This is a genomic window from Comamonas sp. MYb69 (assembly GCF_037479315.1).
Taxonomy (GTDB): Bacteria; Pseudomonadota; Gammaproteobacteria; order Burkholderiales; family Burkholderiaceae_C; genus Comamonas.
The window spans coordinates 159,248-179,954 of the sequence record NZ_JBBGZG010000010.1 but is presented as its reverse complement, the minus strand read 5'-3'; the positions used below and the strand labels follow the sequence as shown (position 1 = coordinate 179,954).

The window sequence follows — 20,707 nt, the reverse complement described above, 5'->3', positions numbered from 1 at the left end:
GTGGGGGGGGGTTTTTTTTTTTTTTTTTTGGGGCGCTACCTTTTAAAAAACCTTTAAAAACCCGCCCCCCCCCCCCGCCCCCCCCCCCCCCCCGGGGGGGCGGGGCCCCAGGCCTGCATCAGAACTTCAAGTCACCCCGCAGCCACAAGGTGCGACCCGGCTCATGGATGCGCACGCCGCCTGGGAAACCAAAGCCCGCATTGCCAGCCAGGTTCAGGTGCTCGGCATAGGTCTTGCCAGAGACATTGTCGATACCGGCTGTCAGGCGCAACTGCTCGCTGATCTTGTAGCCGGCATTGAGCGACAGCACGCCAAAGCCGGCACTGGGCCCCAGATCCTGGCCCACGACATTACCCTGGCCGCTGGCATAGCGGTGCTGGGCGGCGACCAGGCGCCACAGCGCGCCAGCGCTCCAGGGGCCTTGCCGGTAGTCCAGGCCCAGCTGGGCTTCGAGCGGCGGCACCTGCGGCAGCGGCTTGCCATCGCTGCGGTTGCGGGCCCAGCTGTAGGCCAGGGTGGCCTGGGCCGTTAGGCCGGGGGTCAGCCGGTAGCTGCCACCCAGCTCGGCGCCAGCGGTGCGCGCCTGCACATTGCGCACGTTGGAGGCCATGCCTGCATAGTCAAACAGCAGATAGTCCTGCACTTGGCCGACATAGGCCGAGGTCCAGAGCTGCCAGTCCGCCCCCTTCCAGCTCGCGCCCACATCGATCTGCGTGGTTTTCTCCGGCTGCAGGCCGTTGAAGGCATCGCCCTTGTCGGCTGCGCTGTTGCTCGGCGATATCAGCTCCCAGTAATCCGGAAAGCGCTGCACATGGCCAATACCGGCGTAGAGCGTGCTGCCATCGGCGCGGGCGCGTTCCCAACGCAGAAAGCCACTGGGCATGGCGCGGCGCTCGCGGTGGTTGCTGGCCGTGGCGGCCATGCTGCCATCCATGCCGGCCATGGCCTGCATGCCACCCATCGTACCCATATCGCCCATGCCCTCCATGCCACCCATGCCGCTGTCGCTGGGGTAGCGCCAGGCCTGGGCCCGGTCCAGCCGCAGGCCGGCCACCAGTTTGTCTTCACTACCCAGGTGCTGCGTGGCCTGCGCAAACAGGCCCTGGTTGCTGAACTTGGCATCCCGCGCCCAGGGCTTGCTACGGTAGGACTGCATCTCCGTGCCCGATCGGCTGTCATGCGGGCTACCCATCGCATCCACGCCCAGCACCGCTTCGGTGTGCGGGCCCAGCTGCCAGGTCGTCGCCACCCGCATGCCGGTGGTGGTGCGCCGTACATTGGCCGCCATCGGCATGGACATGCCGCCTTCCGGCACAAAGGGCCGCAGGCTGAAGTTGTCCATCACATGGTCGGCGCGGTTGTAATAGAGCTGCGCTTCCAGCTTGGTCAAGCGCTCGCCCAGGTTCTTTTTCTCCAGCCGCAGGCCATAGCTTTCGCGCTTGAACTGGGTGCCATCCATGCCCCGGCCGCCATAGCGTGCCTCGCCATCGCCTTGGCCGGCGCTCAGCTCCAGCCAGGTGTTGGCATCGGGCGTCCAGCCAATGGCGACATCGGTGTTCCATTTGTCCCAGTGCGAGGGCACGCGCTGGCCATCGCCATCGCGGTAGTCCTTGCTTTGCGAATGGTTGGCGGTGAGGCGCAGGTAGTACGCGGCATTGCCGGCCAGCAGGTCGATGTTCTGGTCGCTGCGCGCGGCCGTGCCGCCTTGCAGGCTGGCAGACAGCCGCACCTGGCCGCTGTCCAGTTCAGGCCGTTCGCGGTCAAAGCGCACCACCCCGGCCGATGCGCCCGGCCCCCAGATCACCGTCTGCGGGCCCTTGACCACCGTCAGCACATCGTAGGTCTCGGGCGAGATATAGGAGCTGGGCGAATCCATGCGCGCCGGGCAGGCGCCCAACAAGGTCTGCCCATTGGTCAATATCGGCAGGCGCGAGCCAAACTGGCCCCGGAACACCGGGTCGCTGTTGGAGCCACCACTGCGGATGGCCGAGAAGCCCGGAATGCTTTTGAGGTAGTCGGCCGCGTCACTCGCCGGCACCGGTTGGCGCGGCTGCTTGGGATCAGCCACCACCTGCAGCGGCGAATGCTCATGCACTGCGGTTACGACGGTCTCCTGCAGGCTGATCTCCGGCACGCTGGCCGCAGGTAGCGACGGTGCAGCAGGGCTTTGTCCCCAGGCAGAGCTGGTGGCCAAGACCAGTGCGGATAGCGCCATCTGCGGACGCTGCAAGCGGGCGCGCGGCGGGGCAGGCAGGCGCAGGCCCGGCGCTGCCTCCAAAAAGTAGGAAGTCATCAATGTCTCTCGCAGCAAGCGCTGCTGGGCGCAGCGGCTTGCATCAATGGGTGGTGGGGGCGCACGCAGCCATGCCCAGCCGGCCGCAGCGAAGGCGGCTAAAGCAGACATGACGAAGCGGCCCATGGGCCGCAGAGACTGCGCGGCTGCCCTCCCCGCGCGCGATGGGCGCGGAGAGCAGCGGCAGCATCACTGCGGCATAAGTGCGTTAGACAAGGACGGGAGGCGGGCCGCGCGCGGGCAGTGGCGCGCCCGGGGCTTGGGGGTGGTGCGCCGACTGGGCCTGCCACTGCGGGTGGAAGGCAGGGGCCGCTGGCCGGTGCACATCGGCGGCAAAGGCCAGCGGCAGCGCCATCGCAATACACAGCACGCAATCGGCGCCATGGGCGCTGTGCGCGCTGTGGCTGTCGCTGCCATCCGGCAGAAGATCATCCGCTGCCAGGTGGTCGCCATGGGCCAGCGCCACATCCAGCGCCGGTGCATTGACGCTGCATACATCGGCCGCCAGCGCCGCCGCAATGGGCTGCGCCAGCACGCGCACCTGCACACCTGCCAGCGATGCCACGAGCAGCAGCAACGCAAAAACCGCCGTGATGACGGCGGAGAAGCGGGGGCGGCTGCGCAGGCGTTGGAGCATGGTCAGGCAGCAGTGTAGGTGACTTCCAAACCTGTATGTTCAGAATTTATTAAATTATCAGTTCAATCAAGAAGGGGCCGGATTTAGCAAAACTGGCCTGCATCAGCCGGGCGCATTCCTCCATGGTCGTGGCGCGCGCCGCTTCCACGCCCATGCCTTCGGCCAGCTTCACCCAGCCAATCGAGGGGTTGCCCAGGTCCAGCATCTGCATGGCGGTGGCGCCCGGCGTGGCGCCCACGCCCTTGTATTCGCCAATCAAAATGTTGTAGCGGCTGTTGTTCAGCACGACGGTGGTGACAGGCAGCTGCTCGCGCGCCTGCGTCCACAGCGATTGCAACGAATACATCGCAGAGCCATCGGCCTGCAGATTGATCACCCGGCGCTGCTTGCCCGCACCAATGGCCGCGCCGGTCGCCACCGGCATGCCATCGCCAATCGCGCCGCCGGCCAGGTGCAGCCAGTCATGCGCCGGCGCGGCATGGGTGTGCGGGTAAAAGCCCCGGCCGTAGGAGATGCTCTCGTCCGAGACGATGGCGCCCTCGGGCATCAGCGCAGCCACGGTGCGGGCCAGGCTCTCGGGCGTGGGCGCGCCGGTGGCTGCCTCGGGCCGGGGGCCCGCATCGGGGATGGCGGCCTGCGGCGCCTGCAGCGCATCGACCAGGGCCTGCAGCGCAGCCAGCGGCTCCTGCTCGGGGCGCGTCAGCACATGCAGCTGGGCGCTCGCAGGGTACTGGGTCGACGGCAGACCGGGGTAGGCAAAAAAGCCCACCGGCGGCTTGGCGCCCACCAGAATGATGTGCTCAAACCGGGCCAGGGTTTGGATCGCGGCCTCCATGCCATAGGGCACGCGCTCCAGCGCCATGCGGCCTTGGCCGCGCTGCAGGTGCGATGCGCCGTACTCGGCCAGCACGGCAGCGCCGCTCGCCTGCGCCAGCCGCCACACCAGCGCCTGGGCCGGCGCAAACACCGCCGCGCCCGACAGCAGAATCAAGGCCTTGCCGCCCGCCTGGCGCAGCACCCTTGCCGCTTCATCGATCGCATGGCCATCCGCTGCGAGCGGCGCAGGCAGGGGCAGCGGTTGCGCCACCACACCACCTTCGTCCCAGGACACATTGGCCGGCAGGATCAGGCTGGCGATCTGACCGGGAAAGGTCGAGGCCGCACGCACGGCCATCGCCGCATCCTGGCCCAGGTCCGCACTGTGCGTGCTGGTATGCACCCAGCCTGATACGGCGCGCGCCAGGCCATCGGTATCAGCCGTCAGCGGCGCATCAAAAGGCCGGTGGTAGGTGGCCTGGTCGCCCACGATATTGACAATGCCGCTGCGCGCTCGGCGCGCATTGTGCAAATTGGCCAGGCCATTGGCCAGGCCCGGGCCGCAGTGCAGCAAGGTGCAGGCGGGCTTGCGGGCGATGCGGTAGTAGCCATCGGCCATGCCGGTGACCACGTTCTCCTGCAGGCCCAGAACGCAGTGCATACCGGGGATCTGGTCCAAAGCTGCTACAAAGTGCATCTCGCTGGTGCCGGGGTTTGCAAAGCAGGTATCCACCCCTGCAGCCAGCAAAGTCTTGACCAGACTGTGTGCGCCATTCATCTCTATATCCTTAAACGGTTGCCTATCACTGCGCGACACCTTAGCTGCAACGGCGCCAAAACCGGGTCGCCAAGATGAAAGCGGGCCCGCCCCGGCCACCGCCGCGCGCCGCACAAGCGCATGGATACAGGCCTTGCCCGGTTTTGCATCGACCCACCATGTAGGCCAATTCTCAAGCGCTATTACGGCCTTGGATGGCATGCGCGTCGGGGTGCGCAGGTGCACAGTGGGGGACCCGAGCAAGGTGGCAAGTGCAGCAACTGCGCTGCTCACCCTTGATGGCTTGCATGGCAGGCCTCCAAAAAGACCATCTGCAGCCCCTTTCATCCCCCAGCATCTGAACACCAAGTGTTACCACCAGAGCGCCCACTGCGCCTAGGATGGCCCGATGCAAAACCACACCAAGGAAACCCGCATGCACCGTATGTCCCGCCACGCCCTGTTGTCCACCGCGCTGGCCTGCGCTGCTTTGGCGGCCCAGGCCCAAAGCAGCCAGGGAGCGGCCAACCCAGCAGCGGTAGCCACGCCGCCCGCAGCCGAGGCAGCGCCCCAGGCCGCTGCGCCCAACCCGGCGGCTGAAAAGGCGCTGGCCCAGCGCTTCCAGGCGCTGCTCGCCGCCTTTGAAGGCAAGGCCGCTGTGCCCGATGCCAAGACTTTTACCGAAGACTTCAACAAGCAGGTCACGTCCGACCAGATGAAGCAGGTGTTCAACGATGTGCACCAAAGCGTGGGCAGCTGCAAGGTCGGCGCCCAGATGACCAGCCCGACCCCTTACATCACCAGCTACCTGCTGCAGTGTGACAAGGCCTATGTACCGATGGACATCGGCATCGAGGAAAAGGCACCCTACCGCGTCCACAGTCTGCTGATTCGCCCAGGCTACTGGAAGAAGTAAGCGCGGACGTTTCGACAAAATAGACGATCGAATCGACCGTCACAACCCATACTTATTAGTGTTTCCCTGGATAGGGCGTAAAAATTGACGCTTCAACGTCGATTTTTGCGCTCAATGGCCGTTTAGGCTGGTGATAATGCGCACAAGCTCGCCGCTTTGCCACAAAGCACAGCACAGAGCTGTCGCCGGGTCGCCACAAGCCGATTTGAGACCCCGACGGCGGGCAGCAAAAGCACTAGCATGCTAGCCACCTTATCAACATTCGGATCCGAGGATTCACTATGCGTAAAACCTTGATCGCACTGGCAGTGGCCGCTATCGCCGCCCCTGCTTTTGCTGCAGACCTGAAAGTAGCTGTCGACCCGACCTACGAACCGTTCACCTACAAGACGCCCCAAGGCGAAGTCACCGGTTTTGACGTGGACATCGCCAAGGCGGTGTGCGAGCAGATCAAGCGCAAGTGCGTGTTTGTCGAGCAAGTCTGGGACAGCATGATCCCCGGCCTGCAAGCCAAGAAGTACGACGTCATCGTCAGCTCCATGTCGATGACCGACGAGCGCCGCCGCGTGGTCGATTTCAGCGACCGCTACTACAAGACGCCCAGCGCCGTGGTGCTGAAGAAAAGCGTGGAATACAAGGGCCCGGCTTCTGCCAAGGGCCTGAAGATCGGCGTGCTCAAGGGCTCGACCCAAGAGAAATGGGCCAATGGCGAGCTCAAGCCTGCAGGCGCGACCATCGTGCCTTATGAAGCCCAGGACCAGGTCTACCTGGATATCAAGTCCGGCCGCCTCGACGGCACCGTGGCCGACAAGGTCGAAGTCAATGGCGGCTTCCTGCGCAAGCCCGAAGGTGCCGACTACGGCTACAAGGGCCCGGACCAGTACGAGACCAAATACTACGGTGATGGCATCGGCATTGCGCTGCGCAAGAACCAGGGCGACCTGAAAAAGCAGATCAACGAAGCGATCAAGACCATCCGCAGCAATGGCACCTATGCCACCATTGCCAAGAAGTACTTCGATTTCGACCCCTACGGCAACTGATCTTTGCAAAACGCGGTCGCGCCCCTGGCGCCACCGCGTCCTCGATCAGGGCTAACACCAAGCGGCGCGCTGCTCCAGAGTCTTCATACTGGATGAATCGCGCCGCAATTCCATGGTGCCAAGCCTTTTTGCAGCGCCCACCCAAGGCAAACACCAGGCCATCCATGGGCCCGATTGCGCACCGCAATCACGGCGCCTAAGGCCAAAAACTATGAGTGATTACTTTCAATCGATCCTGATGGGCTCGCTGCTCACCGTGGCGGTCTCGCTGGCATCGGCTGCCATCGCCACCGTGCTGGGGCTGCTGGGCGCCAGTGCCAAGCTCTCAGGCCGCCGACCGCTGGTGGTATTGGCAACCTTCTACACCTCCATCGTGCGCGGCATCCCCGAGCTGGTGATGATGCTGCTGGTCTTCTACGGCGGCGCCATCGGCCTCAATACCTTGCTCGAGAAGATGGGCAGCGAAAGCTCGGTCGACCTCAACCCCTTTGTAGCCGGCTCGTTCACGATCGGCTTTATCTACGGCGCCTATATGACCGAAACCTTCCGGGGCGCGATCCTGGCCATCCCCAAGGGCCAGATGGAAGCGGCCTGGGCCTTCGGCATGAGTCCGGTCAAGACCTTCTTTCGGATCACGCTGCCGCAGATGGTGCGCTATGCCCTGCCCGGCTTTACCAATAACTGGCTGGTGCTGATCAAGGCCACCGCGCTGGTCAGCCTGATCGGCCTGCAAGACATGACCTACCTGGCCAAGCAGGCCAGCGCCGCTGCGCGCGAGCCCTTTATCTTTTTCCTCTTCACCGCTGCGCTGTACCTCGTCTACACATCGGTATCGCTGTGGGCGCTGGGCCGCCTCAATGCCCGCTACAGCTTGGGAACCGAAAAGGTGCAGCTATGAACTGGGACGTCATTTTTCAGCCCGACACCATTGCGCTGTACGGTGAGGGCCTGGTCACCACCCTCAAGCTGCTGCTGTCCAGCCTGGCCATTGGCGCCGTGCTGGCGCTGCTGGGCGCGCTCGCGCTGGTCAGCCGCTCCTGGCTGCTGCGCAAAAGCGTGGGGGCCTTTACCTATTTCATGCGCGGCACGCCGCTGCTGATCCAGGTCTACCTGATCTACTACGGCTTCTCGCAGCTCGAATGGGTGCAGGCGCGCTGGGATGCGGTCTGGCCCTGGACCTATTTCAAAGAGCCGTTCTTCTGCGCGTTCCTCGCCTTCACCTTGAACAACGCGGCCTACACGGCCGAGATGCTCGCCGGCTCGATCCGCGAAACCTACAAGGGCGAAGTGGAAGCGGCCCGCGCGATGGGCATGAGCCGATGGCAGCTGATGCGCCGCATCGTGATGCCCAGTGCCATCCGCCGCACCCTGCCCGCCTACAGCAACGAGGTGGTGATGATGCTGCACTCGACCAGCCTGGCTTCCACCGTGCCGTCGCTGGTGGACCTGACCGGCGCTGCCAGCCGGGTGTACTCGGACTACTACCTGCCGTTTGAAGCCTATATCGCGGCAGCTGCCATCTACCTGAGCATCACCTTTATCCTGATTGGCATCTTCCGCCTCGCCGAGCGCCGTTTCCTGGGCTACCTGGCCCCGCGCAAGGCCTAAGACATTCGAGCATCGAGATATGAACGCATCCAACTACAAACTGCAGGCGCTGGACATCCACAAGAGCTATGGCAGCAACCAAGTGCTCAAGGGCGTCTCGCTCAACGCCTGCGCTGGCGACGTGATCAGCATCATCGGCAGCTCCGGCTCGGGCAAGAGCACCTTTCTGCGCTGCATCAACCTGCTGGAGCAGCCCCAGCAAGGGCAAATCATCGTGGCTGGCGAAAGCCTGCAGCTGCGCACCGGCCGCAATGGCGCGCTGGACGCGGTCGACCCCAAGCAGCTCCAGCGCCTGCGCAGCAAGCTGGCGATGGTGTTCCAGCATTTCAACCTCTGGGCCCACATGACGGTGATGCAGAACATCATCGAAGTGCCGGTGCATGTGCTGGGCATCAGCAAGGACGAGGCCGTCGCCCGCGCCCGCAAGTACCTCAAGCTGGTGGGCCTGGAAAACAAGGAAGACAGCTACCCCAACCACATGAGTGGCGGCCAGCAGCAACGCGTGGCCATTGCGCGCGCGCTGGCGGTCGAGCCCGAGGTGATGCTGTTTGACGAGCCCACCTCGGCCCTCGACCCCGAGCTGGTCGGTGAGGTGCTGCGTGTGATGCAGGTGCTCGCCCAGGAAGGCCGCACCATGCTGGTCGTGACGCATGAAATGGGCTTTGCCCGCGAGGTCTCCAACCATGTGATCTTCCTGCACCAGGGCCTGATCGAAGAGCAAGGCCCGCCGCGCGAGGTGCTGGCCAACCCCAAAAGTGAGCGTCTGGCACGTTTCCTCTCTGGAAGCCTGAAGTAAGCGGCGCAGGCCGAGTTCTGCCCGCGACAGCATCAGCGCCACCCAAGCGGCGGGCAGGCGCACAATAGGGCCGGTCGCGGCTGACCTGGAGAGGATTCTTCAGGCAGCCAAGTGCCAGCCGGCCCCTCGGCGCAGACTCGATACCCCTTCACCCCCACCATGGGCACGCCCAGCTCCCCTCCTCCCGCATCCGATCCGGCCCTAGACAGTGACGCAGCATTCTCGCTGCGCCGCATTGCCGTGGCGGCCTTTGGGCCTTCGCTGCTGTTTGGCATTGGCGAGGGTGCGGTGCTGCCGGTCATCGTGCTGATGGCGCGCGATCTGGGCGCCTCAGTGCCCATCGCAGCGCTGGTGGTGGGGCTGGTCAGCATTGGCTCCTTGCTGAGCAATATCCCGGCATCGCTGATAACAGCGCGCTGGGGCGAGCGCTGGGCGATTGTGGCCGCAGGCCTGTGGAGCGCCATCGGCATGGCCCTCTGCCTGGCCACCCAGCAGCTGTGGCTGTTTGCGCTGGGCTGCCTGAAGTTGGGCATGTCGCAGGCGGTCTACAACCTGGCGCGGCAAAGCTATCTGACCGAGGCCGTGCCCGTGTCCTACCGCGCGCGGGCGCTGTCCACCCTGGGTGGGGTGATGCGCATTGGCATGTTCATCGGGCCCTTTATTGGCGCCTGGGCCATGCATAGCTGGGGCCTGCATGCGGCGTTCGCGGTGGGCATTGTGGGCGTTCTCTGCGCGGCAGCCATTGGCCTGCGCGTGCCCGATCTGGCGGCGCCCGCCGCGCTGCCAGGCCAGCCGCTGCCCACCGAGGCACCGTCCATCGCCGGCATTCTGCGCGATCACCACCGGCTGTTTCTCACGCTGGGCCTGGGCGTGCTGCTGGTCAGCGCCGTGCGCGCCTCGCGCCAGGTGGTCATTCCGCTATGGGCCGACCATCTTGCGCTGGCACCGGCTGCCGCCTCGCTGGTCTACGGGCTGGCAGGCGCCATCGATATGCTGGTCTTCTACCCTGCGGGCAAGCTGATGGATCTCAAAGGCCGGCGCTGGGTGGCCGTGCCATCGATGCTGGTGATGGGCGCGGCCATGCTGCTGATGCCGCTGACGGCCAGCGTGACGACCTTGCTGCTGGCGGCCATGGCGCTGGGCTTTGGCAACGGCATTGGCTCGGGCCTGATCATGACCTTGGGGGCCGACCACGCACCGCGCCATGCGCGGGCGCATTTTCTGGGGTTATGGCGCCTGGCGGCCGACCTGGGCTCATCGCTGGGGCCAGCGCTGCTGTCGTTTCTGGCCGGCAGCCTGTCGCTGGCCAGCGGCATCGCCTGCATCGGCTTGCTGGCCTGGGGCGCGGCGGCTGCGCTGGCGCGCTGGATACCGCCTGCCAAGCGCTGAGCCCTTTAGCCCGCGCTGGCGCAGCTACCAGACGACCGGTTCGGGCTCCAGCTGGATGCCAAAGCGCTCATAGACACTGGTCTGGATCGCGCGCGCCAAGGTGACCACCTCACCGCCGGTCACGCTGCCTTCGCCCGCACCCAGGTTGACCAGCACGAGGGCCTGGCGGTCATAGACACCGGCCTTGCCAATGCTTTTGCCGCGCCAGCCGCAGGCATCGATCATCCAGCCCGCAGCCAGCTTGATGCTGCCGTCCAGCATCGGGTAGTGCACGATCTTGGGTTCGCGCGCAATGATGTCCTCGCACTGGTCGGCAGTCACCTGCGGGTTCTTGAAAAAGCTGCCGGCATTGCCGATCTGCGCCGGATCGGGCAGCTTGGCGCGGCGGATCTCCACCACCCAGTCAAAGATGTCCTGGGCCGTGGGCTGCGCAATGCCTTTTTCAGCCTGCTTGCGGGCCAGGTCCAGGTAGCCCAGCTCGGGCTTCCAATCCTTGGCCAGGCGCAGCCGCACATGGGTGATGACGGCGCGGCCCGCCAGGCCCATGCCCCGAGGCTCGGCCACGCCGGTGGCGCGGGCAATCATCGTCAATGGCATGGTCTCGGCCGGCGCATGCTTGAACACCGAATCCCGGTAGCCAAACGCGCACTGCGCCGCCTGCAGGCTGAAATGCTCGCCATTGCTCAGGTCGATCGCATCGAGCGAGTCAAAGCGGTCTTGCAGCTCCACGCCATAGGCGCCAATGTTCTGCACGGGTGCTGCGCCAGCGGTGCCCGGGATCAGCGCCAGGTTCTCCAGCCCGGGGTAGCCCTGGGCCAGGCTCCAGGCCACGACCTCGTGCCAGACTTCACCGGCGCCCACTTCAATGATGTAGTGCTTGTCGGTCTCTTCGACCAGGCGCTTGCCCATGATCTCCATCTTGAAGACGGTGGGCTCGACATCGCCGGTGATGACGATATTGCTGCCGCCCCCCAGCACCACCACCTGGCGGCTGGCGCCCAACGGGGGCTGGGCCAAAAAATCACGGATATCCTGCGGGGCCTGCACGCGCACCAGGTTCATGGCCCGCGCCATGATGCCAAAGGTGTTGTATTGCTGCAGCGGGGCATTTTTCTCGACTAACATCGCTAGATTGTCGCACTTGTCGCGACCCACTCAGGCGCTCAGCCTGGCCTGCAAGGAGAGTATTTATGCCATCGTTTGACACGGTTTGCGAAGCCGACTTCGTCGAGGTGAAAAACGCTGTTGAGAATTCCGCCAAGGAAATTGGCACCCGTTTTGACTTCAAGGGAACGTCGGCCGGGATCGAGCTCAAGGACAAAGAGATCATCATGTACGGCGATGCCGACTTCCAGCTGGTGCAGGTCGAAGACATCCTGCGCAACAAGCTGACCAAGCGCAATGTGGATGTGCGCTTTCTGGACAAGGGCGATGTGCAAAAGGTCGGCGGCGACAAGGTCAAGCAAGTGATCAAGGTGCGCAATGGCATCGAGCAGGAGCTGGCCAAGAAGATCCAGAAGCTCATCAAGGACAGCAAGATGAAGGTGCAGGCCGCCATCCAGGGCGATGCCGTGCGCATCACTGGCGCCAAGCGCGACGATCTGCAAGCAGCGATGGCGCTGCTGAAAAAAGACGTGACCGACGTGCCACTGTCGTTCAATAACTTCCGCGACTAATCCGCACTCGATCAAACACAAACAGGCCGCGCTGCAGGGATTGCAGCGCGGCCTGTTTTTATGGCGCCTACCCTTTTAGAACTGGTAGTTCGCGCTCAGCAAAGCACCACGCGGCGTGCCGGGCATGCTGCTGGAACGCCAGTATTCCTTGTTGGTCAGGTTGGACACTGCCAAGGTGACGGTCCAGGGCGCGGCGCGCCAGCCCACCAGGCCATCCCAGCGGGTGTAGCCGGGCACGCGGCTGGTGTTGGCATCATTGGTGTAGCGCGCGCTGGTGTGGGTCACGCCCAGCTCGGCATACCAGTTGCCTGCAGGCGCATAGCGCAGAAAGACATTGCCATTGCGGCGCGCAGTATTGGCCAGGTAGTTGCCTTCCAGCGCGGGGTTGGCCTTGTTCTCGGTGACCTTGGCGGCCATGATGCCGACGCCGCCGCGCACATACCAAAACGGTGCCACACGGCCAGATGCGCTGAACTCGATACCGCGCGAGCGCTCCTTGCCACGCACGGCCCAGGTGAAGGGGTCGTTGTCCGGATCGGGACGGTAGCGGATGTTGTAGTGCTCCAGCTGGTAGACGGCCAGCTGCGTGGACAGCGCGCCGTCCAGCCAATCGCTCTTGACCCCCATCTCAAACTGCTGCGAATGCTGGGGCTCGTCGTCCAGCACCGCGCCAGCGCCGGTATCGACCGACAGCATGCCGCGCCCGCCATAGGGCGAGAAGCTGCGGCTCCAGGACGCATACAGGCTGTGCTCGCGCACCGGCTGCCAGACCAGGCCAGCACGGGGGCTGACCGAGTTGCCGTCCGTGCTGCGGCTGGCGTTGGTCAGCTGGTTGGTGCTGTTGAAGTCAAAGTTGTCATAGCGTGCACCCAGCAACAGCTTCCACTGGTCGCTCAGGCTGATCAAGTCCTGCACATACAGCGCGCGGGCCGTGCCCTTGTGCAGGTTCTGCTGGGATGGCGTGCCTTGGGGCGGGCGCACGGCATCGAACACCGGGTTGTTCGGGTCGATATAGCCATTGCTGTTGGCGGTGCTGAAGAGGCGCGGCGCGCGCTCTTCCTCGCTGTGCTCCACGCCCAGCAACAGCTCGTGGCGCATGCCGGCCAGGTCCAGCTTGCCGGTCAGGTCCACGGTGTGGGTGGTGGTGCGGTTCTCGGTTTGCTGCCAGGCATAGCTTTGGCGCAGCAGGCCGGGGTTGGCGCACTTGGCGCCCGCAGGGGTCAGGCCCTGGGGATTGCAGTAGGTGCCGGCAAAGTAGTGGTCAAAGTCCTGGCTGGCTTCGCGCTTGCTGGCCACCCAGCGCACACTCCAGGCCTTGTTGAACTCGTACGACAGGTCCGAGCGCAGCACGCGCAGGCGGTCTTCGACAAAGTCGCCCGGCTGGGCAATGCCCTGGCGCAGCGACATGCCTGGCGGCATCTGGTCGTAGGAAGGCCCCCGGTCCGGCACGCGCCAGACATTGTCATAGGTGTACTGGCCGGTCCAGCGCAGGCCCGTGCGCGTATCCACCAGGATACTGGGCGAGACCATCTCGTTGCGGTTGCGGATGCCGCTGCGAAAGCTGTGCGCCTGCTCGCGGTCGGCCGTGAGGCGCATGACCACATTGGGGCTGATCACCCGGTTGATGTCGATGGTGCCGCCCACGTTCTCCCAGGAGCCACCACGCAGGGTCACGCTGCTGACGCCATCAAAGCGCGCCTGCTTGCTGACCATGTTGACGACGCCGCCGCCCGCGCCACGGCCGTACAGCACCGAGGCCGGGCCTTTCAGAATCTCGATGCGCTCGACATTGGCGGTGCTGCGGCGCACCTGGCCGGATTCGCGCACGCCATCGCGGTAGATGTCCCCGCTGTCGGCATTGAAGCCGCGGATCATCACGCCCTCGCCACGCATGTCATAGCTGGTGTTGACGCCCGGCACGCCATCGAGCATGACCGACAGGTCATTGATGCCATAGCTCTTGTACTTGTTGACTTCCAAGGTGTCGATGGTCTGCGGAATGTCCTTGGGCGCCATATAGGTCTTGGTCGCCGTGGTCACGCCTTCGGGGCGCACATCATCGGGATCGAACTGGTCTGCAGACACCTGGACCGTTGGCAAGGTGTGCTCTTGTGCGATGGCGGGCACGGCGGCCATCATCAACAGCGCGGCGACCGACAGGCCGGCGCGCTCGCCTCTTGTACGCGCGAGCGTCTCGCTGCGAAGGGCTTGGATCATTGAAAACTCCTGAAACAATAATTCCGCTTGGTAAACGGCTTGTAAATTTGAGTCAGGGATGCTAATGATAACGATTATCAATAGCAATATATTAACCTTAAGCGGGCGTTTACTTTTCAAAAAAACAACGGGCTAGACTTTTCGTCAAAAAAATAAATCGCAGCTTTTGCTGCCGCTCGCATGCTTTAGGATGTAAAGCAGTCGACCTGCCTGTGACCCGCGCTAGACGCGGCACCGCCCTGCCCGTATGCACCACCATGCTGCCCCGCGACCTATGAAGCTTTCAGTCCCCAAGCCCTGCCCCGCCCCTACCCGCCTGCACCGCTGGGCATTGGCACTGGCCCTGTGCGGCAGCGCCAGTTGGGCCGTCCATGCACAGGAGGCCGCCGAAGGCCCCCGCTCGGTGGCGCTGGCCGGCATTCTGGGGGACAAGGCCTTGCTCGTCATCGATGGCCGGGCGCCCAAGGCCGTGGCAGCGGGCAGCAGCTACCAGCAGGTGCAGGTGGTCAGCGTCAAGGATGGGCAGGCCCAGGTCAGCATCGCGGGCGCCCTGCACAGCCTGCGCATGGGCGAGTCGCCGGTCAGCGTGGCCGATGCGGCGCTGCCCGTCAGCAACACCGGCCGCATTGTGCTGGCGGCCGATGCCAGCGGCCACTTCATGACGGCCGGCATGATCAATGGCAAGGCGACGCGCTTTCTGGTCGATACCGGTGCCACCACGGTGAGCCTGGGGATGAGCGAGGCGCTCAAGCTGGGGATTGACTACAAACAGGGCCGTGCAGTGCGCATGGGCACGGCCAATGGCGTCAGCAACGGCTGGCATCTGAAGCTGAGCAGCGTGCGCATCTCCGATGTGGAGCTGCGCAATGTCGATGCCGTGGTCGCCTCGGCCAACATGCCTTATGTGCTGCTGGGCAACAGCTTTCTCAATGCCTTTGAGATGAAGCGCGCCGGCCCGCAGATGACCTTGGACCGGATCAAGTAGCGGCGCGCCACAGCGCTGAACGCGGTCCAAAACAAATAGGGCTGAACCCGCGATGGTATTCAGCCCTTTTCGCCGTCTGCCCGTGGGCAGCGCGACGCATCACTTGCTTTTCTTCTGGCCCAGCTTGGATTCCTTGCCTTCCACCAGGCGCTGGATATTGAGCTTGTGGCGGTAGACCAGCAAGGCCGACATCACCAGGATCGCGACAAAGATCTCAGCATGGAAATCCCAGAGCTCGCCGCCGATAAGGATGTAGAACACCGGCGCCAGCACCGCCGCCACCAGCGACGACAGCGACGAATAGCGCCAGATGGCAGCGACCGCCACCCAGGCCAGCAAGACCAAGAGACCCAGCCAACCGCTAAAGCCCAGCAGCACGCCCAGCGCAGTGGCCACGCCCTTGCCGCCTTCAAATTTGAAGAATACCGGCCAGAGGTGGCCCAGAAATGCCGCAATCCCCACCAGGGCGACAGTGCCCTCTTGCAGGCCATAGCGCTTGCCCAACCAGACCACCAGCGCCACCGGCAGCCAGCCCTTGGCGGCATCGAGCAGCAAGGTCACCACGGCCGCTGCCTTGCTGCCCGAGCGCAGCACATTGGTCGCACCCGGGTTTTTGCTGCCATAGGTGCGCGGGTCACTCAGGCCCATCGTGCGGCTGACGATCACCGCAAACGACAGCGAACCGATGAGGTAGGCCAAGATGGTGGCCAGGATGGAATAAACGGTACTCAAATTGCTCCCCTTGTCTGCGCGCCTGGGCGGCCGGCGCGCACTGGTGTATCTAGGTCAAAAACAGGCATCATTCTGCCAGCGCGCATTGCACCGGCTGGGCGCCCAGCACCTCCACGCATGCTTTGGGGTCGATCTGCACCAAAAAACCACGCCGCCCGCCGTTGATGGCGATACGCGGCAGCGCCAGAATCGTCTCCTGGATATAGACCGGCATGGCCTTGCGCAGGCCAAACGGTGAGGTGCCCCCCACCAGGTAGCCGCTGTGGCGGCTGGCCACTTCGGGCGTGCAGGGCTCCACGCTCTTGGCGCCAATCTGGCGCGCCAGGCTCTTGGTCGACACCTTGCAGTCGCCATGCATCAGCACGATGAGGGGCTTGGCATCCTGGTTCTGCATCACCAGGGTCTTGACGACAACATGCTCATCGAGCCCCAGCTGGCGGGCCGATTCGGACGTGCCGCCATGCTCCACATAGTCGTAGGGATGCTCGGTAAACGCCACCTTGTGCGCCTTCAGAAACTGGGTGGCAGGCGTTTCGCTGATATGGTTTTTTTTGCTCATGGCTGGAGGGGTGGCGGCAGGCGCCACACAAAATCTGCCCCTATTGTCTCGAAAAATAAGCGGAGGGCGCCGCCAAGCATAGCGGCCTTGGCAACGCCAAAGGACCTGGTTTGCACCAGGGCCTGCAGGTCAGCGCCTTCATCAGCCCCTTCAGGGACCTCAGAACCTGTTGAAGACTTAGAGCCGGTAACACGACCCAGCAAACCGAAGGTTTGCGGTTGAGACTAGGCGTCCTGCCGCAGGCAGTACAGTAGTACGATAAGGCAGGGCGCGGCCGGCGAGGCAACGACGTATCAAGGGTTGTGTTGACGGCTCTTATTGCGCCGGATCGCCCAGCGCCCAGCGCAGTGCGTCAATCTCCTGCAGCAAGGCCTCGGACAGCTGCGTGCCCCAGACATTCAGGTCTTCGTCCAGTTGCTCCATCGTGCGCACACCGATGATGGTGCTGCCCACCTGCCATTTGTTGTAGCAAAAGGCCAATGCCAATGCAGCCGGGGTCAGGCCATGGTCGCGTGCCAACTGGTTGTAGCGCTTGGCGGCATCCAGCGCTTCGGGGCGGCCCCAGCGCTGCTTGCGCACCGATTCATAGCTGGCAATGCGCGCGCCCTGGGGTGCCTGGGGGCCGGTGATGCCGCTGTCGTCATACTTGCCCGTCAGCAGGCCAAAGGCGAGGGGCGAGTACGCCAGCAGCGACACGCCCAGGCGGTCGCAGGTTTCGTCCAGGCCGTTTTCCCAGCTGCGGTTGATGAGGCAGTACGGGTTTTGCACGCTGGCCACGCGCGGAAGGCCATGCTGCTCGGCCAGGCGCACAAACTCATGCACGCCATACGGCGTCTCGTTGGACAGGCCAATGTGGCGGATCTTGCCGGCCTTGACCAGGCCCGCCAAGGCCTGCAGCTGCTCGCCAATCGTCGTCTCGCTGGTTTCCTTTTTCGGGTCGTAGTACAGATTGCCAAAGGCGGGCACATGGCGCTCGGGCCAGTGGATCTGGTAGAGGTCGATCACATCGGTCTGCAGGCGGCGCAGGCTCGCCTCGCACGATGCGACGATGTCGGCCGCCGTCATGCCCTTGCCCTCACGCACCCAGGGCATGCCGCGCGATGGGCCCGCCACCTTGCTGGCCAGCACCACCTTGTCACGCTGGCCCGGGTTGGCCTTGAACCAGTTGCCGATGATGGTCTCCGTCGCACCATAGGTTTCGGCGCGGGCGGGCACCGAGTACATCTCGGCCGTGTCCCAGAAGTACACGCCTCGCGCCAGCGAATGGCTGAGCATGGCATGCGCATCCGCCTCGCTCACTTGCTCGCCAAACGTCATCGTGCCCAGGCAAATGGGCGATACCTTCAAATCACTGCGGCCAAGTTGGATGTCTTGCATAAGAAAAATTCAGCGGTGTCGGTCAAAAAACCAAGTGTAAAAGCATTTTTTGACACCTCGCTGGCCATGGCCGCCATGCGCGCCACGCAGAGATGCCCATCGATACGGGCACCACCGCCACCCAGGCAGCACAGCGCAGCAGATCGAGGCGCTGTCAAGCCTTATTCATCGCTCTATTGATCCGCATCAGCCGCCAATCTCCCGTAAGTTCTGCCGAAGCTTCATCTTTTATTATTTATAAAAAACTATCGAATTCATTAATCCGTTCAATACAGTTATAGCGACAGCACACGATGTTCCAGCCGCCCAACCCCCACAGCCACCCTCCCCCCGCACCCCGGCCAGACAAGCCGCGCGACTCCAGGCCCGAGGGCGGCAAAAGCCTGCCCACGCCCTGCACCGAGACCCATTGCCCCCCGTGCGCGCCCCATGGCAGGCAGGCCAGAGCCTCCAGCGGCAGGGCGCCATACGCGCAGCCGCCCAAAGATCCCTTCATCGGCTATGTGCCCTGCTGGTCCCAGGGCAGCCCACCAGGCATCGTCCAGTGCATGCTGTGCGACGCCAGCGGGCATGCACATGGCACCGTGCGGCTGATCTTTGAACCCCAAGCCCCCCTGCACTGCCACCAGGGCCAGATCCTGCGGGTGTTGCTGCCCGGTGGCTGCGGGCCCGAGATTGTGGTGACCTCCCACCCCAGCGACACCGGCGTGATGCATGGCCGCCTGCTGCCGGCCCAGGGCGCGCCCCTGCCCGCCCAGTTCGGCCCCGATGCAGCCTTTGGATTGATGTTCCAGGTCTGCCTGCGCCACAAGAGCCGCTCCAGCTGAATCCGTAGAACCTGTTTACAGTCCCAAACACCGCCCGCTGTCTCTCTGGCGCGCGGTAGCCGGCCGGGCCGCTTCTACAATGCAGCAGCCCTATGATCCATGCCACGCCCCTGAGCGACGCCCTGCGATCGCGCATCCACCACAGCCTGCAGCATTTTGAGGTGCAGCGCATGGGCGGCGCCGGCCAGTCCCAAGCTGCCGTCGCGCTGGTGCTGCTGGACGAAGGCCCTGGCGCCGGGCTCGAAGGCATGCCCGCAACCGCGCTGTGGAGCAACGAGGCCGCTTTGCTGCTGACGCGCCGCGCCCTGCACTTGCGCAACCACCCGGGCCAATGGGCACTGCCCGGCGGCCGCATCGAGGCGGGCGAGACCGCCGAGCAGGCCGCCTTGCGCGAGTTGCATGAAGAGGCGGGCCTGTTGCTGGCGCCCAGCCAGGTGCTCGGTTGCCTCGATGACTACGCCACGCGTTCGGGCTTTGTCATCACCCCGGTGGTGGTCTGGGCCGGTGCCACCGCCCAGCTGCAGCCCAACCCCGATGAAGTGGCCAGCGTGCACCGCATCCCGCTGGCCGAGCTGCTGCGCAGCGATGCGCCGATGCTCGAGCACACCGATGCATCGCCGCATCCGGTGCTGCGCATGCCCATGGGCAAGAGCTGGGTGGCCGCACCCACGGCCGCATTTTTGTACCAGTTTCGCGAGGTTTGCCTGCTGGGGCACCCCACCCGCGTCGCGCATTTTGACCAGCCCCGGTTTGCCTGGAAGTGAGCCTCGCCTCGCCCAGCGCCGCAAACGCTGCGCAGCGGGAGCAAAAACATTATTAAATCAAGCATATGCCCTAAAGCACCACTGGCCGGCCAAGCGCTGCCAGCATGCGACAATAATGGGCTAGACCGCAATAATAGGACACAGTGACATGGAAGCAGAACGCATCAACCAAATCGGCAACACCCTCGAAGACCTGTCCAGCCGGACAGAAGAGCTTCGGAGGTATCTTTGACTACGATGCAAAGTACGAACGACTGCGCACGGTAAACGCCTCGCTGGAAGACCCCAGCGTCTGGAACGATCCCAAGAAGGCCCAGGAGCTGGGCAAGGAAAAGAAGGCCCTCGACTCCGTCGTGTTGACCTTGCAAAAGCTGAGCAGTGAGCTGGCGGACAACACCGAGCTCTTCGAGATGAGCAAGGAAGAAGGCGATGACGCCGGGCTGGAAACCATCGAAGCCGAGGCTGCCAAGCTGCGCCCGCTGATCGAGGAGCTCGAGTTCCGCCGCATGTTCCGCAATGAGGCCGATCCGCTCAACTGCTTTGTCGACATCCAGGCCGGCGCCGGTGGCACCGAGGCTTGCGACTGGGCCAGCATGCTGCTGCGCCAGTACCTCAAGTACGCCGAGCGCAAGGGCTTCAAGGCCACCGTCGAAGAAGAAACCCCGGGCGATGTCGCCGGCATCAAGAGCGCCACGATCAAGATCGAAGGCGAGTACGCCTTTGGCCTGCTGCGCACCGAAACCGGTGTGCACCGCCTTGTGCGTAAAAGCCCGTTCGACTCGTCGGGCGGCCGCCACACCAGCTTCTCGTCGCTGTTCGTCTACCCCGAGATTGATGACTCCATCGAGATCAACATCAACCCCTCGGATGTGCGTACCGACACCTACCGTGCCTCGGGCGCGGGTGGCCAGCACATCAACAAGACCGACTCGGCCGTGCGCCTGACCCACATCCCGACCGGCATCGTCGTGCAGTGCCAGGATGGCCGTAGCCAACACAGCAACCGCGATGTGGCCTGGCAGCGCCTGCGCTCCAAGCTCTATGACTTTGAAATGCGCAAGCGCATGGAAGAGCAGCAAAAGCTCGAAGACACCAAGACCGATGTGGGCTGGGGCCACCAGATCCGCAGCTACGTGCTGGACAACAGCCGTATCAAGGACCTGCGCACCAACGTCGAAGTCTCCGCCACCCAAAAGGTGCTGGACGGCGACCTGGACGTGTTCATCGAAGCCTCGCTCAAGCAAGGCGTTTAAAAACCTGTGGCACTCCCCATGCAGCGCAGCCTTGCAGCGGTGCATGCGGCGTGCCTCAGCCC

The 20,707-nt window shown here is 64.1% G+C and carries 19 protein-coding genes; 11 read left to right on the top strand and 8 right to left on the bottom strand.

Annotated features, from left to right (window positions below):
• Positions 1 to 118: 118 nt before the first annotated feature.
• From WH303_RS15355 to WH303_RS15345, 3 genes are all read right to left on the bottom strand, one after another.
• Positions 119 to 2,293, bottom strand: a complete 2,175-nt coding sequence (locus WH303_RS15355) for a TonB-dependent copper receptor (RefSeq protein ID WP_339519558.1) — start codon at positions 2,291 to 2,293, stop codon at positions 119 to 121.
• Positions 2,294 to 2,501: 208 nt separating this feature from the next.
• On the bottom strand, positions 2,502 to 2,930 hold the full coding sequence (locus WH303_RS15350; RefSeq protein ID WP_339519557.1) for a DUF2946 family protein: 429 nt from the start codon (positions 2,928 to 2,930) through the stop codon (positions 2,502 to 2,504).
• 49 nt (positions 2,931 to 2,979) lie between these two features.
• Positions 2,980 to 4,524, bottom strand: coding sequence for an acetolactate synthase large subunit (locus WH303_RS15345; protein WP_339519555.1), 1,545 nt, complete (start codon positions 4,522 to 4,524; stop codon positions 2,980 to 2,982).
• 388 nt (positions 4,525 to 4,912) lie between these two features.
• Here WH303_RS15345 and WH303_RS15340 point away from each other — a divergent pair, with 388 nt between their 5' ends.
• From WH303_RS15340 to WH303_RS15315, 6 genes are all read left to right on the top strand, one after another.
• Positions 4,913 to 5,419 carry a hypothetical protein gene (locus tag WH303_RS15340; RefSeq protein WP_339519554.1) on the top strand — a complete coding sequence of 169 codons (507 nt, stop codon included), beginning with the start codon at positions 4,913 to 4,915 and terminating at the stop codon, positions 5,417 to 5,419.
• Positions 5,420 to 5,700: 281 nt separating this feature from the next.
• Complete coding sequence (locus WH303_RS15335; RefSeq protein ID WP_116926885.1) at positions 5,701 to 6,462, top strand: transporter substrate-binding domain-containing protein; 762 nt, start codon at positions 5,701 to 5,703, stop codon at positions 6,460 to 6,462.
• 211 nt (positions 6,463 to 6,673) lie between these two features.
• Entirely contained in the window at positions 6,674 to 7,360 is a 687-nt protein-coding gene (locus tag WH303_RS15330) for an ABC transporter permease (protein ID WP_339519553.1), read from the top strand.
• Positions 7,357 to 8,070, top strand: a complete 714-nt coding sequence (locus WH303_RS15325) for an ABC transporter permease (protein ID WP_339519551.1) — start codon at positions 7,357 to 7,359, stop codon at positions 8,068 to 8,070. Before WH303_RS15330 ends, WH303_RS15325 begins: the two co-directional genes overlap by 4 nt.
• Positions 8,071 to 8,089: 19 nt before the next feature.
• Positions 8,090 to 8,866 carry an ABC transporter ATP-binding protein gene (locus WH303_RS15320; RefSeq protein ID WP_021026757.1) on the top strand — a complete coding sequence of 259 codons (777 nt, stop codon included), beginning with the start codon at positions 8,090 to 8,092 and terminating at the stop codon, positions 8,864 to 8,866.
• 159 nt (positions 8,867 to 9,025) lie between these two features.
• The gene (locus WH303_RS15315; protein WP_339519549.1) at positions 9,026 to 10,255 is read left to right on the top strand and encodes an MFS transporter; all 1,230 of its coding nucleotides are present in this window, start codon (positions 9,026 to 9,028) and stop codon (positions 10,253 to 10,255) included.
• A gap of 24 nt (positions 10,256 to 10,279) precedes the next feature.
• On the opposite strand, the gene murB is transcribed toward WH303_RS15315, so the two are convergent.
• Positions 10,280 to 11,380 (bottom strand): UDP-N-acetylmuramate dehydrogenase, encoded by a 1,101-nt coding sequence (gene murB, locus WH303_RS15310; RefSeq protein ID WP_133857172.1) that lies wholly within the window; start codon positions 11,378 to 11,380, stop codon positions 10,280 to 10,282.
• A gap of 65 nt (positions 11,381 to 11,445) precedes the next feature.
• Here murB and WH303_RS15305 point away from each other — a divergent pair, with 65 nt between their 5' ends.
• Complete coding sequence (locus WH303_RS15305) at positions 11,446 to 11,931, top strand: YajQ family cyclic di-GMP-binding protein (RefSeq protein WP_021026760.1); 486 nt, start codon at positions 11,446 to 11,448, stop codon at positions 11,929 to 11,931.
• Positions 11,932 to 12,006: 75 nt separating this feature from the next.
• On the opposite strand, the gene WH303_RS15300 is transcribed toward WH303_RS15305, so the two are convergent.
• Entirely contained in the window at positions 12,007 to 14,148 is a 2,142-nt protein-coding gene (locus tag WH303_RS15300) for a TonB-dependent receptor (protein ID WP_339519547.1), read from the bottom strand.
• 274 nt (positions 14,149 to 14,422) lie between these two features.
• Here WH303_RS15300 and WH303_RS15295 point away from each other — a divergent pair, with 274 nt between their 5' ends.
• Positions 14,423 to 15,133 carry a retropepsin-like aspartic protease family protein gene (locus tag WH303_RS15295; RefSeq protein WP_339519545.1) on the top strand — a complete coding sequence of 237 codons (711 nt, stop codon included), beginning with the start codon at positions 14,423 to 14,425 and terminating at the stop codon, positions 15,131 to 15,133.
• A 99-nt stretch (positions 15,134 to 15,232) separates the two neighbouring features.
• Here the strand turns inward: WH303_RS15295 and plsY are convergent, their stop codons facing one another.
• The 3 genes from plsY to WH303_RS15280 all read right to left on the bottom strand — a co-directional run bounded on the left by plsY (position 15,233) and on the right by WH303_RS15280 (position 17,801).
• The gene (plsY, locus tag WH303_RS15290; RefSeq protein ID WP_339519544.1) at positions 15,233 to 15,865 is read right to left on the bottom strand and encodes a glycerol-3-phosphate 1-O-acyltransferase PlsY; all 633 of its coding nucleotides are present in this window, start codon (positions 15,863 to 15,865) and stop codon (positions 15,233 to 15,235) included.
• A 67-nt stretch (positions 15,866 to 15,932) separates the two neighbouring features.
• Entirely contained in the window at positions 15,933 to 16,424 is a 492-nt protein-coding gene (locus WH303_RS15285) for an aminoacyl-tRNA deacylase (RefSeq protein ID WP_116926894.1), read from the bottom strand.
• Between the two features lie 315 nt (positions 16,425 to 16,739).
• Entirely contained in the window at positions 16,740 to 17,801 is a 1,062-nt protein-coding gene (locus tag WH303_RS15280; RefSeq protein ID WP_116926895.1) for an aldo/keto reductase, read from the bottom strand.
• A 548-nt stretch (positions 17,802 to 18,349) separates the two neighbouring features.
• Here WH303_RS15280 and WH303_RS15275 point away from each other — a divergent pair.
• The 3 genes from WH303_RS15275 to prfB all read left to right on the top strand — a co-directional run bounded on the left by WH303_RS15275 (position 18,350) and on the right by prfB (position 20,645).
• Entirely contained in the window at positions 18,350 to 18,628 is a 279-nt protein-coding gene (locus WH303_RS15275) for a hypothetical protein (RefSeq protein WP_339519542.1), read from the top strand.
• Between the two features lie 92 nt (positions 18,629 to 18,720).
• Complete coding sequence (locus tag WH303_RS15270; protein WP_339519540.1) at positions 18,721 to 19,392, top strand: NUDIX hydrolase; 672 nt, start codon at positions 18,721 to 18,723, stop codon at positions 19,390 to 19,392.
• Between the two features lie 148 nt (positions 19,393 to 19,540).
• A protein-coding gene (gene prfB, locus WH303_RS15265; protein ID WP_133857164.1) for a peptide chain release factor 2 occupies positions 19,541 to 20,645 on the top strand; the annotation gives its coding sequence in 2 pieces (ribosomal slippage) (positions 19,541 to 19,621 and positions 19,623 to 20,645; 1,104 coding nt in all).
• Positions 20,646 to 20,707 lie beyond the last annotated feature (62 nt).